The organism is Mucilaginibacter endophyticus (assembly GCF_003351025.1).
In the GTDB taxonomy this organism is placed as follows: Bacteria; Bacteroidota; Bacteroidia; order Sphingobacteriales; family Sphingobacteriaceae; genus Mucilaginibacter; species Mucilaginibacter endophyticus.
On sequence record NZ_QPCG01000006.1, the window covers coordinates 56,599 to 71,858 of the forward strand.

The 15,260-nt window shown below is 42.9% G+C and carries 11 protein-coding genes; 9 read left to right on the forward strand and 2 right to left on the reverse strand.

The genetic code is table 11. The features are described 5' to 3' along the window. Positions 1-3 precede the first annotated feature (3 nt). The 9 genes from DUL71_RS23105 to DUL71_RS23145 all read left to right on the forward strand — a co-directional run bounded on the left by DUL71_RS23105 (position 4) and on the right by DUL71_RS23145 (position 11,013). Positions 4-618, forward strand: coding sequence for a deoxynucleoside kinase (locus DUL71_RS23105; protein WP_112574059.1), 615 nt, complete (start codon positions 4-6; stop codon positions 616-618). Between the two features lie 9 nt (positions 619-627). Beyond that, positions 628-1,362: a 3-deoxy-manno-octulosonate cytidylyltransferase gene (kdsB, locus tag DUL71_RS23110; RefSeq protein ID WP_114940273.1), complete on the forward strand. Its 735-nt coding sequence runs from the start codon at positions 628-630 to the stop codon at positions 1,360-1,362. 241 nt (positions 1,363-1,603) lie between these two features. Continuing rightward, the gene (locus DUL71_RS23115) at positions 1,604-2,740 is read left to right on the forward strand and encodes an FIST signal transduction protein (protein ID WP_114940274.1); all 1,137 of its coding nucleotides are present in this window, start codon (positions 1,604-1,606) and stop codon (positions 2,738-2,740) included. Positions 2,741-2,743: 3 nt separating this feature from the next. Further along, entirely contained in the window at positions 2,744-4,276 is a 1,533-nt protein-coding gene (locus tag DUL71_RS23120) for an ATP-binding protein (RefSeq protein WP_114940275.1), read from the forward strand. A gap of 325 nt (positions 4,277-4,601) precedes the next feature. Beyond that, positions 4,602-6,212 (forward strand): CTP synthase, encoded by a 1,611-nt coding sequence (locus DUL71_RS23125; protein WP_112574063.1) that lies wholly within the window; start codon positions 4,602-4,604, stop codon positions 6,210-6,212. 22 nt (positions 6,213-6,234) lie between these two features. Continuing rightward, positions 6,235-8,079, forward strand: coding sequence for a membrane protein insertase YidC (yidC, locus tag DUL71_RS23130; RefSeq protein WP_114940276.1), 1,845 nt, complete (start codon positions 6,235-6,237; stop codon positions 8,077-8,079). A 102-nt stretch (positions 8,080-8,181) separates the two neighbouring features. Beyond that, positions 8,182-8,739: a hypothetical protein gene (locus DUL71_RS23135; RefSeq protein WP_114940277.1), complete on the forward strand. Its 558-nt coding sequence runs from the start codon at positions 8,182-8,184 to the stop codon at positions 8,737-8,739. A 53-nt stretch (positions 8,740-8,792) separates the two neighbouring features. Continuing rightward, positions 8,793-10,157 carry an exonuclease domain-containing protein gene (locus DUL71_RS23140; protein ID WP_114940278.1) on the forward strand — a complete coding sequence of 455 codons (1,365 nt, stop codon included), beginning with the start codon at positions 8,793-8,795 and terminating at the stop codon, positions 10,155-10,157. A 319-nt stretch (positions 10,158-10,476) separates the two neighbouring features. Beyond that, the gene (locus DUL71_RS23145) at positions 10,477-11,013 is read left to right on the forward strand and encodes a pyridoxamine 5'-phosphate oxidase family protein (RefSeq protein ID WP_114940279.1); all 537 of its coding nucleotides are present in this window, start codon (positions 10,477-10,479) and stop codon (positions 11,011-11,013) included. A 104-nt stretch (positions 11,014-11,117) separates the two neighbouring features. Here DUL71_RS23145 and DUL71_RS23150 read toward each other — a convergent pair whose 3' ends face one another. After that, positions 11,118-13,118 carry an alpha/beta hydrolase family protein gene (locus DUL71_RS23150; RefSeq protein WP_114940280.1) on the reverse strand — a complete coding sequence of 667 codons (2,001 nt, stop codon included), beginning with the start codon at positions 13,116-13,118 and terminating at the stop codon, positions 11,118-11,120. 30 nt (positions 13,119-13,148) lie between these two features. After that, entirely contained in the window at positions 13,149-15,122 is a 1,974-nt protein-coding gene (locus DUL71_RS23155) for a S9 family peptidase (RefSeq protein WP_114940281.1), read from the reverse strand. Between the last annotated feature and the right edge of the window lie 138 nt (positions 15,123-15,260).

Sequence of the window (15,260 nt, forward strand, 5' to 3'; positions counted from 1 at the left end):
AATATGCACTTAGCTATTGTAGGAAATATAGGCGCCGGCAAAACTACCCTTACCGAAATGCTGGCCAAAAATTACGGGTGGGACCCATTGTACGAAGCCGTAGATAATAATCCCTACCTTGAAGATTTTTACAGCGACATGAAACGCTGGAGTTTCAACCTGCAAATCTACTTCCTGAATAGCCGTTACCGTCAGATCATTGATATTCAGAAAGGCGGGCAAAACATTATCCAGGACCGTACCATTTATGAAGATGCCTACATTTTTGCAGAAAACCTGCATGATATGGGCCTGATGACCACCCGCGATTACGAAAACTATGAATCAATTTTTCAGAATATAACCGAGTTCATTAAACCGCCTGATCTGCTGGTTTATCTTAAAGCTTCTGTACCTACACTCGTAAGCAATATTCAGCGCCGTGGCCGTGAATATGAGATAGGTATCCGTTTAGATTATCTTTCAAAACTGAACGAAAAGTATGATAAATGGATCAACAATTACAAACTCGGCAAGCTGCTGATCCTGGATAAAGACAACCTTGATTTTGCCAACAATACCGAAGACATGGCTACCATTGTGAACCTGATTGAAAGAGAGATCAACGGGCTGTTTTAAAGTTATACGATGAAAATCTTAGGCATCATACCCGCCCGTTACGCGTCATCACGTTTCCCCGGTAAACCATTGGTTGATATCGGTGGTAAAACCATGATCCAGCGTGTGTACGGGCAGGCTAAAAAATGCCGCAGCCTGAGCGAGGTTATTGTAGCCACCGATGACGACCGGATTTTTAAACATGTTACCGGTTTTGGCGGCGTAGCCGTAATGACAGGTTCAAACCACCAAAGTGGTACCGACCGCTGTGCCGAAGTTGCCCGCTTACATCCCGGCTATGATGTGATCATCAATATTCAGGGAGATGAACCTTTTATCGATCCTGAACAGATTGTCAAATTAACCAACTGTTTTAATGATGCGGACACCCAGTTGGCTACTCTTGTAAAAAGGATCTTCACCGAGCAGGAACTGCATAATACCAATTCGCCAAAAGTGGTTATCAATAAACTATCTGAGGCTATTTATTTCTCCCGCGCTACCCTACCCCACATTCGCGGTCAGGAACCCGAAAACTGGCTCGAGTTTCATGTTTTTTATAAACACATTGGCATTTACGGTTACCGCGCCGATGTTTTGCAGCAAATTACCCTGCTGCCTGTATCTCCGCTTGAAAAAGCTGAAAGCCTGGAACAACTTCGCTGGATTGACAACGGCTACCGCATTAAAGTTGCCGAAACCGAACTGGAAACCCATGCCGTTGATGTGCCGGAAGATCTGGAAAAGTTGAAGTTTGATATATAAATACGGCGAAAACAACGTTCGCATTTCCTGCAATAACCTTCCTTGCTACTCACCCGTATAAAAGTGGAATGCGTTAAATTAACAGCCAGTTTGAACTATTGAAACACGGCTCTACTATTAAAAAGTAAATAGTTTACACCAACGGTAAACAGTTTAATACTTTCGTATTTAACCAATTATTGCTTTGTAAATTATATAACTTTATATATGGCATAGCCGCGCTTTTAACCTAAAAACCATTATGAGAATAAGGCAGCATCATTTTGTAAACAAAGGTTGGGTAAATTATTCTGCCGATCCGGAATTTAACACCGAAAAATGTCAGTTGGTACTTGCCTTTGGCGCACCGCAGATTATTACCGATCCCGGAATTTACGATTATCTTAAATCAGGTTATCCTAATGCCAATATCGTGTTTGCCTCCACGGCCGGCGAAATTATAGGTAGCGACGTGTACGACGATAGTATCGTAGTAACTGCCGTAGAACTGGAAAAGTCAACTATTAGTTGCACGGCTACTCATGTAAATGAACAGGCAAACAGTGCCGAAACTGGCGCCTTCCTGATGTCGCAGCTGGATAAAAAAGAATTAAACTGTGTATTCATCATATCCGACGGTACTTTTATAAATGGCAGCGAGCTGGTTGATGGTTTTAACGGTGATAATCCCGGTAAAGTCCCTGTAACAGGAGGCCTCGCCGGTGATGCGGCGCGGTTCAGCAGTACATTTACAAGTCTTAATGCTGTCCCTACCCAGGGAAATGTTATAGCTATTGGCTTTTATGGCGATAACCTGCATATCAATCATGGGTCATGCGGAGGTTGGGAAGAATTTGGGCCACAGCGCACTATTACCAGATCGGACAAAAACGTACTTTTTGAAATAGATGGAAAAAGCGCCCTCGACCTTTATAAAGAATATTTAGGTGAATACGCTAAAGAATTGCCCGGTTCGGCCCTGTTGTTCCCATTATCGTTAAGCATTGATGGTTCGGATAAAAAACTGGTGCGTACCATATTAAACGTTAGTGAAGACGAGAAATCAATGACCTTTGCAGGCAACTTGCCCGAAGGCAGTAAAGTACGACTGATGAAGGCCAACTTTGAAAAATTGATTGATGCCTCATCATCCGCCGCTACCGACTCTATAATAAGCCCGGAAGAGGCAGATCTGGCTATATTAGTAAGCTGCGTTGGCCGAAAACTGGTATTAAACGATCGTACAGACGAAGAGTTAATGGCTGCAAAAAATATTTTCGGTGATAAAACATCCATGGCAGGATTTTACTCGTATGGAGAATTGTCACCCCTGAATAAAGGGTCAAACTGCGAGCTGCATAACCAAACCATGACTATCACAACTTTCACCGAACGTTAATTTATGGAGTACCATCACTTATTAGATAAGCAGATAAAAAAGATGCTCCCGTCCCAATACCTGGAAGATGAAACCATTTTGCAGTTTTTAGGCGCCATAAATAACAGTTTCAGAAACTTCGATAAATCTATAAAACTGGCAGATCATGCTTTCAATGTAAGCGAGCGTGAATATGTAGCCGTTACAGATAACCTGAAACTGCAAAACGAGATCAAGCAGCGCTCAATCTCCCAGCTAAAAGAAGCCATCAAAGCGCTTAATCCAGATACCGAGCTGAACATCTCTGATTCGGACGATGATCTGATCCATATCATCAGCTTTTTACATGAACGCATAGCCAAGGCTAAAGAGCTGGAAGTTGCCCTGATCCATTCAAAAGAGCTTGCCGAAAAGGCCGCCATGGCCAAAGCCCAGTTTCTGAGTATTATGAGCCACGAAATCCGTACACCAATGAACGCGGTTATCGGTTTTACGCACTTGCTTATTCACCAGGACCCTAAGCCCGAGCAAATGGAATTTCTCAACTTCCTCAAGTTCTCGGCCGAAAACCTGTTGGTGCTTATTAATGATATATTGGATTTTAGCAAGATAGAGGCGGGCAGGGTTGAATTTGAAAGCGTTGATTTCAGTCTTACTGATCTGATCAAAAATATCAGACTTGCCTTGCTGCAAAAGGCCAACGAAAAAAACATCCAGATAAAACTGATGATGGATCAGGACCTGCCCAATGCCATTATTGGCGACCCCGTACGCCTGGGCCAGATCCTCACCAACCTCATGAGCAATGCCGTTAAATTTACGCATAAAGGAAAAGTAACCGTAACCGCAACCCTTGCAAATAGCACTAATAATTCATCAACCATTGAATTTGAAATAGCCGATACCGGCATTGGCATAACTCCCGATAAAATTGACCATATTTTTGAAAGCTTTAGCCAGGCCAGTTCAGATACTACCCGTAAATACGGCGGTACCGGTTTGGGCTTAACCATTACCAAACGTCTGTTACAGCTACTCGGCAGCGACATAACCGTTGAAAGTGAATATGGCAGGGGCTCGGTATTTAACTTCAGCCTTACCTTTAAAAACAGCCGGAAGCAACTGGCCAGCACAGCCGATAGCGATGAGTTTTATCGTTTAAAAAGCTTAAAAGGAACCAAGCTGTTAATTGCCGAGGATAACCAGATAAACGTAATATTGGCCAAGCAGTTCATGAAACAATGGGAAGTTGAGTGCGATGTGGCCGAAAACGGTGAAATAGCCTTAATGCTGGTGAAAACCCATGACTATGACATGATATTGATGGACCTGCAAATGCCCGAAATGGATGGCTACCAAACCACCCGCGCCATACGTGAGTTACCGGGCGATAAATACAAAAACCTGCCCATCATAGCGCTAACGGCATCTGCCATGCTCGATATTCAGGATATGGCCTTTACTGTTGGCATGAATGACTATGTGAGCAAACCTTTTAACCCAAATGAGCTGCACCGAAAAATAGACCTGTACAGCAGGCAAAATGAAAGTGTTTAACTCGCACCCTGTTAAAGTTGTCATTTCGAGGAAGAACGACGAGAAATCTTATACTGCATACCTGATGGACTATGCACGTTGAACTTATAGAGCGTATAAGATTTCTCTCTCCAACCAGCAAACCATCCCTTGCTCCATCGAAATGACATCGTTTTACAAACACTTTCACAAAAACCTCTTTATAAATAACTTACAAACAAATTATATTAACCGTTCCCTTTTTTGAAAAACAGATACGTCAAAGCCTGAAAATTTTCTTACTTTTGTATCCCGTACAGAAACAATTGGTCGCGGTATAAAAGCCCGGTCATTTTCAAAAAAAATCATGACTAAATATATTTTTGTTACGGGCGGTGTTACCTCATCGTTAGGAAAAGGTATAATCTCTGCTTCTTTAGCCAAACTCCTTCAATCGCGCGGTTACCGCGTAACCATCCAAAAGTTCGATCCTTATATCAACATCGATCCGGGAACGCTTAACCCTTATGAACACGGCGAATGCTATGTTACCGAAGATGGTGCCGAAACCGATCTTGACCTTGGCCACTACGAGCGTTTCCTGAACACCCCTACTTCAAAAGCTAATAACATCACCACCGGTCGTATTTATCAAAATGTGATCAACAAAGAGCGTGAAGGTGCTTTTTTAGGCAAAACTGTACAGGTAGTACCACACATTACTGATGAAATAAAAAGAAACTTCCGCATCCTGGGCGAAAACGGCGAATTTGACATCGTGATCACCGAGCTTGGCGGTACCGTGGGTGATATCGAATCGCTGCCATATATTGAGGCTGTAAGGCAATTCCGTTGGGAAATTGGCTCTAATAACTCATTGGTTATTCACCTTACCCTGGTGCCTTTCCTTGCAGCTGCGGGCGAATTGAAAACCAAACCAACCCAGCACTCCGTAAAAATGCTACTTGAATATGGTATCCAGCCGGATGTATTGGTTTGCCGTACCGAACATCACTTAACTAACGATATCCGTAAAAAAATAGCACAGTTCTGTAACGTGAATATCAACGCGGTTATTGAATCAATTGACGCGCCAAGTATTTATGACGTGCCTTTGTTGATGCTGAAAGAACAGCTTGACAAAACCGTATTGACCAAATTAAAGCTTCCACACAAAAACGAGCCAAGCCTCGAAAACTGGAAAGATTTTCTGGGTCGGCTTAAAAACCCAACTGCCGATGTGCGCATCGCCCTGGTTGGTAAATACGTAGAGCTTCCTGATGCTTATAAATCAATTACCGAAGCATTTATCCATGCAGGTGCTAAACAGGAATGTAAAGTGCGGATTGAATATATCCCATCTGAACAGTTAACTCCTGAAAACGCTGTTGAAAAACTGAAAGGCATGCATGGCGTATTGGTTGCCCCTGGCTTTGGCGAACGTGGCTTTGAAGGCAAAATTCAGGCTATCCGTCACGTACGTGAAAACAATATTCCTTTCTTTGGGATCTGTTTAGGCATGCAATGTGCCGTAGTTGAATTTGGCCGTCACGTATTGGAACTTGAAGGAGCCAACAGCACCGAAATGAACCCCGACACCCCACATCCGGTTATCGGCATGATGGAAGATCAGAAAAACATTACACTGAAAGGTGGCACTATGCGTTTGGGCGCTTATCCTTGCGATATCAAAAAAGGGACTAAAGCAGCTGCTATTTATGGTAAAAACCATATTTCGGAAAGGCACCGTCACCGTTACGAGTTTAATAATGACTATCTTAAGCAATATGAGGCTGCGGGCCTTACCCCATCTGGCATAAATCCTGACAATGGCCTGGTGGAGATTGTTGAGTTAAAAAACCACCCATTTTTTGTTGGTTCGCAATTTCACCCCGAATTAAAATCAACAGTTGCTAATCCGCACCCACTTTTTATTAACTTTGTCGCCGCTTCGCTGGCTTATGCCCGCAAAAAATAAGTAATTGTACGATAATTAGATAATGGATAAAAATACGTTTACAGGATTATTCCTGATCATGGCGATCATTGCCGGCTCGATATACTTTTTAAAGCCATCGGAAGCCGACCTTAAAAAAGAACGCGAGGTACAGCACCAGGATTCGCTGAAAAAAGCAGGCGCAGCCGCGACGGCAGCAGTTAAAAACACAGCTAAGTTTGATACTTCAAAAACAGCAAAAGTTGATTCGGCTCTATTAAAAATGCCTTTTGGCGCCGCTTCCGTTGGTACAGAAGACTTTGTTACCATCGAAAACAAAGAGTTGCTTATTAAATTAAGCACTAAAGGTGGTAAAGTGTCTTCGGTTGAGTTAAAGAACTATAAAACCTTTAGCAAACAACCTTTGGTACTTTTCAGTGGCGACAATAACCAGTTTGGGTTAAAGTTTGCCGCCGGCGTTGCCAATATCAATACCAACAATTACTATTTTACGCCAAGCGCCAAGACACTTACCGTTGCCGAAAAAGATTCGGGTTCGGTTACCATGCGTTTAAGCTACAGCCCAACTCAGTATATTGATTATATATACAGCTTAAAAGGTGATGGTTTTAAACTTGGTTTAACCATTAAACCTACTGGTCTTGATGCTGTAATTGCCAATAGCAGTACCTATAACCTGAACTGGGCAGCCAGCCTGCACAAACAGGAAAAGGATATGAAACAGGAACGTCAGTACTCAACTGTATACTATTACAATACCGATGGTGATGTTGATTACCTGAGCGAGACTAAAGACGATCAGAAAAGCATCAGCGATAAAAAAATGGCCTGGGTTGGTTTCAAACAGCACTTCTTTTCAAATGTGCTGATTGCAAAGAATAATATAGCCAAAACAGATGTCGCAGTTGCTACAGATGTTAATGATACTACCGATGTAAAACAAATGAAGGCCGACCTGTCGCTTACACGCGCATCAGATGGTTCTGTACCGTTAGAGTTTTACTTTGGCCCTAACCGTTTCAATACACTTAAAGATCAGGGCCACGACCTTGACAAAATGGTTAACCTGGGCTGGGGACCTTTAAAATACATCAACCGTTTCGCGGTATTGCCTGTATTTAATTTCCTTAACAAGTTTAACTGGAACTACGGTTTAATCATCCTGGTATTAACGGTATTGTTGAAACTGGTTTTATCGCCGCTTACTTATAAATCATACCTGTCAATGGCTAAAATGCGTGTGCTGAAGCCTGAAATGGATGAGATCAAAACCAAGGTTGGTGAAGATAACCCTACATTGTTACAACAGGAATACCTAAAGCTATACAAAAAAGCAGGCGTTAACCCATTGGGTGGCTGTTTACCATTGCTGATCCAGATGCCGATAGTTATCGCGTTCTTCCGCTTTTTCCCAAGTTTATTTGAGCTAAGGGGCGAAAGCTTCCTGTGGATGCATGACCTTTCAACTTATGATTCGGTTATCAAATTTGCTCCTGTAGCTTTCCTTGGCGGTGTTAACCACATTAGCTTAATGTGTTTGCTGATGACCATCTCAACGCTGATCTATACTTATTTCAACAACCAGATTTCGGGCGCTACAGGGCAGATGAAATACATTGGCTATATAACCCCGCTGGTGTTCCTGTTCACACTTAACAGCTACCCTGCAGGTTTGAACTACTACTACTTTTTGGCCAACATGTTCACCTTCTTACAACAATACCTGATCAAATTCATGGTTGATGATAAGAAGATTCATGCCCAGATCCAGGAAAACAAAAAGAAACCTGAAGACACTAAAAAGAAAAAATCAGGCTTTAGCGCAAAAATGGAAGAGATGATGCGTCAGCAACAACAAGTTCAGGCTAATAAGAATAAGAAGTCTTAAGTTTTTAGTCGGAAGTCTGCAAATCGGAATATTTTAAACCCACAGTTTTACAACTGTGGGTTTTTTATTGATCTTTATTTAGATACACAGTTATTATCAACTATGACCATAATCTACAACGACTACATCATTGACATAATAAATGATGATAAATACATTCTCGGTTCAGCTGATAACTTATTTAATTATGAAAAAGTCTACTCGACGAGTTCCGATAATTTGTGGTACACACATAAACACGGATTAAGAATCAAAAAAAGCGGTTCAGAGAAGGGCAGCGCTATAATTTGTAGCGGAGGAGGGGCAACAACAATTCATCAGAATTCAGCTGTCATTAGAAATGATACAATTTTTATTTGTTGTGGTAATACTATATATTCACTTAACCTTCCGGAATTAGATCTCAACTGGTATAAAGAGACTGATGCCGGAACCTGCTTTGGCATCCATCAATTTAATGATGACTTACTTATTCATGGAGAAATAGATATACTTCGAATATCAGATGATGGAGTTGTAAAATGGAGCTTTAGTGCGCGGGATATATTTGTCACTATTGATGGAACAAAATCATTTGAGATTTCAGGAACAGAAATTCATCTTCGGGATTTTGAAGGTTACAATTATATTTTAAACGAAAAAGGTGAAACAATCGAATAATTTTCCAGCACAAACACTAAAATAATTAGCAAAATTATTTTACATTTGAAATAATGTATGCAATTGTCGATATCGAAACCACCGGAGGGCATGCCAGCGCTAATGGCATTACCGAGATAGCCATATGTATACATGACGGTAAAAAAGTGGTAAAGCGCTTTGAAACCCTTGTCAACCCAAAGCGCGACATCCCTATTTATATCAGCGCATTAACCGGCATTACTAATGAAATGGTAAAAGACGCCCCTCCTTTTGAGGATGTGGCCGCCGATATTTATCACCTTATTCACGGTAAAATCTTCGTTGCCCACAATGTCAATTTCGATTTTTCTTTTGTAAGGTATCATCTCGCTGCCGCGGGATACGATCTGCAAACCAATAAGCTATGCACCGTAAGGCTTGGTCGCAAGATAATACCGGGATTGCCTTCTTATAGCCTGGGTAAGTTATGCAAACACCTTGGTATAGATAACCAAAGCAGGCACCGCGCTATGGGTGATGCCGAAGCCACCGCAGAGCTTTTTACATTGTTGTTGAACAACGATACAGATGGGCATATCAAACAGTCGCTTAAGCTGGGCTCAAAAGACCAGGTATTGCCGCCTAACCTATCTAAAAAAGATATAGACCAATTGCCGTATACGCCGGGAGTATATTACTTTCACGATCAAAAAGGCAAAGTAATCTATGTAGGCAAGGCCAAAAATGTCAAGAAAAGGGTAAGCAGCCATTTTACCGGTAACAATCCCGGCTTTCAGCGGCAGGAGTTTTTGCGCAATATCCACCAGATCAGCTACCAGGTTTGTGGTACCGAACTGATTGCCTTTGTACTGGAAGCCATCGAGATCAAACGCCTGTGGCCAAAATATAACCGTTCGTTAAAGCGTTTTGAAAATGCATTTTGTCTTTACGCTTTTGAAGATCAGCGTGGCTACATTCGCCTGGCGGTTGACAAATATCGTAAATACAGCGACCCGATATATACCTGTAACTCATTGCTTGATGGATATAACCTGCTTAACAAGCTGATAGAGGCCTTCGACCTATGCCCGAAGCTTTGTTTTATCCAGAAAAACAATGAGCTGTGCACCAGCCCTTCAGGAAGTTCCTGCGCATGTGAGGGTGTTGAAGCTGCTGATAGTTATAACAAAAAGGTTAACAACGCCATAGATCAGCTTAAGCAAGCCTTACCAACCTACGCCATCAGGGATGAAGGCCGAACTGGTGATGAACATAGCTGTATCCTGGTAGAGAAAGGGCAATTTTATGGCATGGGCTATATCTCTCATTATTTTGACGCTGATAATATACAGCAACTCAAAAGCCATCTCACACCCTACCCAGGGAATGATTACATCAAAAATATTGTAGCCACTTACGCCTCCAAGTATCCGGAGAGAATGGTTGTGTTTGGGTAGTTGTTCGTTATTAACTTACGACGTTTTAAAAACCTGCCTCCGCGCGTCATTGCGAGGTACGAAGCAATCCCTAACAGTATAGGAGGACTTGCTTAGCCGCTCTGCCAATTGGGGATTATTAATATTATAATTTGTTTTTATAGGTATTAATGAGCTTCCTCCGGTCGGTTGTCTTCGTACCTCGTAATGACGTAACGGAAATGCGTTTGCTCCATGCAATACTTATAACTAAATAATTATCCATAAAGTTAAATATCAAAACACAAAGGGCGTTTCCATTGGTTAATCTTATATCATTTACCAATCAAAAACTTGAATAATGGATAGTATTAATCAACAACAGCCCGAGGATAATATGCAGGACCTTAACGGCCCAGAAGCTTTGGCCAAGATCAAAGAGATGGCAGAGAGCGCGAAAAGCTGCTTTTTTGTAAGTAATATTAAAACAGGTGTACCTGCTTCCGTACGTCCGATGTCGGCACAAAAAATTGATGAGGAGGGAAACTTCTGGTTTCTGAGCGCTAATGACAGCCATAAAAACGATGAATTAGCTAAAGATCCGTTTGTTCACCTGCTTTTCCAGGGATCGGCTTATTCTGATTTTTTGAACCTTTACGGATTCGCTACCATCACCGAAGACAAAGAAAAGATTAAGGAATTATGGGAACCGACATTAAAAGTTTGGTTTACCGAAGGTATTGACGATCCTCGCATCAGCGTTATCAAAGTTGAACCATCTGAGGGTTATTACTGGGACAATAAACATGGCAATGCCGTAGCCTTTGTTAAACGACTTGCAGGGGCTGCAATTGGCAAAACTATTGATGACTCCGTTGAGGGAAAGCTGACAGTCTGAGATCAGATTGTCTGAACCTGAATTTGTCGAATTAAGGAATTAAAAGAATTTGAAAAGGCCTGAAATCATTAACTCAGGCCTTTTCAAGTTTATAAGTTAGCTTATCAAAAAGCTCCCCCTTTAGGGGGCTGGGGGGCCAAATATTTATCAAACCATTCTATATATCGTTGCAGCCTGTCCACCTGGTAACTGGGCACCGTGATGCCATGATATTGACCGGGGTAAAGTACCAATTGTGTTGGTATGCCTTGCGATCTGAGCGCCTCATACATCTGTTCGCCTCCGCCGGTTGGCACGTTAAAATCCTTTAAACCCGACATGAATTGCGTTGGTGTTTTTATTTTATCGGCATGAAAAAACGGGTATGATAGTTTAATGTATTTATCGGCGTTTTTCCATGGCGCGCCCAATTCGTTATCATACTGCATTATCCACTGATCTGAGCCGTAGATGGATAACTGTAAAGCACTCCCCGCCCCGCTCGACGCCGCTTTAAAGCGCGGATCGGTGGCTATGGTATAATCGGTAAGGATACCTCCGTAACTCCAGCCGCCAATTCCCAAACGGTCTTTATCGGCTATGCCAAGCTTAACCAATTCATCCACAGCTCCAAGTAAGTCTTTTACTTCCTTGTTTCCCCAGTCGGCATAAATGGCTTTGGTATACTCGATCCCCCTGCCGGTGCTTCCGCGATAGTTTACCGCTGCTACAGCATAACCGGCACAGGCTAAAGTTTGCCTGATCTCGTCAAACTCAAACTCATCCTGATCGGTAGGACCACCATGGATATAAAGGATGAATGGCATTTTTTTAGTTACCAGGCTATCCGGCGTATACAAAATGCCGGATACCAACGTACCATCACTACTAAACGACTGGAAACCTTTCACATAGGCCAACTTAACTTCGTTCAGCCATTTTTCCTGGTGAAATGTTAAACGGCGAATCTTACCGTTTTCAATCGCCACCAGTTCATTAGGCATATAAGGCGTGGTCATCCGCCCTACCCATACACCTAAGGAGTGCCCTGCTATATCAGAAAAGCTGCATTCATTTCCTTTATACACCAATACCGATTTGCGGAGCAATAAATTATACCTGTTGATATAGCGGATCCTGTCGCTACTTACCACGTATTCCAAATCTTTACTGTCCTTGCTCCAGGCTATGTTGCCTACGGGCCTATCCAGTTGGTCGGTTAGCGGGCGGTTGTTTTTACCATCGGCATCCATCAGGTACAAAACATCGTGCTGATAAATAAAATAATCGGCATCGCTTGTGGACCGGAGATATGCAATATGCTTACCATCCGGGCTCCACAAAGGATTAATATCGTGGCCGGTAAAAGTAGTTAGCTGCTTAGGTTCTGCGCCGGGTTTAGGCTCAATGATAAAAATATCGGTATTTTCATTCCGGTCGGGATCAAGCGTATGATTACTCACGTAAGCGATAGTTTTTCCGTCGGGATTCCATTGCGGCGAGCTATCGTCCATATCGCCATTGGTTAGTGTATCTATCTTTTTTGTATTGATATCATACAGGTACAAATGCGAATGCCGGTTTTGCAGATAGCCGTCAATATCCTGTTTAAAATGATAACGATCTATCCGGATAGGCGGCGCGGTTTTAGGCGTTTCCTTGCCTTTATTCTCCGGATCTTTAACAATCAGTGCCAGCCTTTTACAATCCGGCGACCATGCGTATTCTTCAATCTCACCTTTAAGGTCGGTGAGTTTATGCCCTTCGCCGCCGCGCCTGTCCATTAGCCAAACCTGTCCACCATTTTTTGAATCTTTTTCGGATAGATAAGACACAGACTTACCATCCGGTGTCCATTTTGGGGTAGACGCAGGTTCATCACCATAGGTAAGCTGGATAGATTGCTTGCCATCAAAACTCTGCATCCACAGGTGCGATACACGTTTATCCTTAGCCGTATCAACTTCAGATAATTCATAAACCAACCATTTGCCATCGGGCGATAATTGCGGCGCCATAAGCGTTGACTGTTTATACAGGTCGGTGGGTTTGAGGGGCTTTTTAACAGTTTGGGCAAATACCGGTTTGAATACCAACCCTCCTAAAATCAACAGAACATATTTCATAAACACGATGCAAAATCCTTAGTGTAAACCTTATTTCTTCAGATACTTATTATACCAATCCACATAACGCTGCAGCCTGTCAACCTGGTAACTTGGCTTGGTAAGGCCGTGAAACTGGTTAGGATACAGTATTAATTCGGTTGGAATGCCTTGAGTACGCAAAGCTTCATACATCTGCTCACTACCGATTGTTGGCACATTAAAATCCCGCAGACCTGACATAAACATTACCGGTGTTTTTATTTTATCGGCATGAAAAAACGGATACGAGATCTGGATCCACTTATCGGCATTTTTCCATGGTACACCTATTTCATTTTCATATTGTAACACGTACTGGTCGCTCCCATAAACCGAAAGTTGCAGGGCGCTGCCCGCGCCGCTTGCCGCGGCTTTAAAGCGGGTGTCAGACGCGATGGTATAATCAGTCAGGATACCGCCGTAACTCCAGCCCCCAATGCCCAATTTATCGGGATTGGCAATGCTCAATTTCTCCAGTTCGTCAACAGCCCCAAGCAAATCTTTAACTTCCTTATTACCCCAATCGGCATAAATGGCTTTACAATAATCAAGGCCACGGCCGTTACTACCCCGATAATTTACAGCCGCTACGGCGTATCCTGCCGCGGCAAGTGTTTGCCGCGTAGCATCAAACCCGAACTCGTCCTGCCCTACCGGTCCACCATGAATGAACAGGATCAAAGGGTATTTCTTGTTAGGAACGCTATCAGGCGTTAAAACAATGCCCGATACCTTTGTGCCGTCAGAGCTTGTTGATTCAAAGCCTTTGGCATAAGCCAGTTGTACGGTATTTAACCAGGCATCATGATGAAATGTTAGCCTGCGCAGCTTTTTATCCTCCAAGGCAAATAGCTCCGCGGGTGTGTACGGATCGGTCTTCTGTACTATCCAGTTACCCGAAAGATTGGTAGCGATATCGTTAAAAACATAATCTCCTTTATTTATGGTAGTGATTTTACCATTGTTGATATTGATGTTGGCCAGGTAGCGTGTACGATCATCGGTTACAATAAATACGATATTTTTACTGTCTTTAGTCCAGATTTGCGCCGCAGCCGGGCGATCAAGCTGCAGGGTAAGCGGTTTGTTATTTTGGCCAACAACATCCATTATACATACCACGCTTTGATCGTACATCATATAATCAGCATCGCTGGTTGAGCGCAGATAGGAAATATATCTGCCATCGGGGCTCCATTGCGGGTTGCCGTCCCTTCCTTTCCAGGTGGTGAGTTGCAGCATGCTGGCGCCAGGTCGGGCATCAATGGTAAAAATATCAGTGTTTTGGTTTTTATCCGGATCGGCACTGCGGTTACTTACAAAAGCGATGGTCTTGCTATCAGGCGACCATACCGGCGAACTCTCGTCTTTATTACCGCTGGTAAGTGTATCCAGCTTTTTAGTAGCAACATCAATTAAATACAGGTGGCTATGCAAATTTTGAAGGTATCCAACTATATCCTGCTTAAAATGATAACGGTCTATCACTATAGGCTTAGGCGTTTTAGGCTCTTCCTTACCCTTATTTTCAGGGTCGCCAATTACCATTACCAAACGTTTACCATCAGGGCTCCAGGCATAATCGCTCAGATCGCCTTTAATATTGGTTAGCTTGGCGCCCTCACCGCCACGGCGGTCGATCAGCCAAACCTGCGAACCTGTTTTTGAATCGCGCGAGGAGAGAAATGACAAATATTTACCATCCGGGCTCCAGCGCGGTGATGAAGCCGCTTCGTCGCCATGTGTTAGCTGGATGGATTCCTTGCCATCAAAACTCTGCATCCATAAATGAGATACCCTCCGATCTTTCGCCGTATCCACATCCGAAACGCTATAGGCAACCCATTTACCATCGGGCGACAACTGAGGGTCGCTAACCGTGGGAATACGATAAACATCAGCAGGCTTTAAAGGATTTTTTTGTTGGGCGGACGCGTTGAAAGCAACTGAAAGCGTGATAATTGCAAGTAAGGCTCGCTTCATAAATGATGTATTTGATAGAGCTCGTAATTTACTAAAAGAACCTCGATTTTAGGGTTAAAAGGATTGCCATGGTTTTGTTATAAAATTTTGGCACATTTTAGAAGTATTTGCAATTCTGAAAGGAATGGCGTTTCCGAA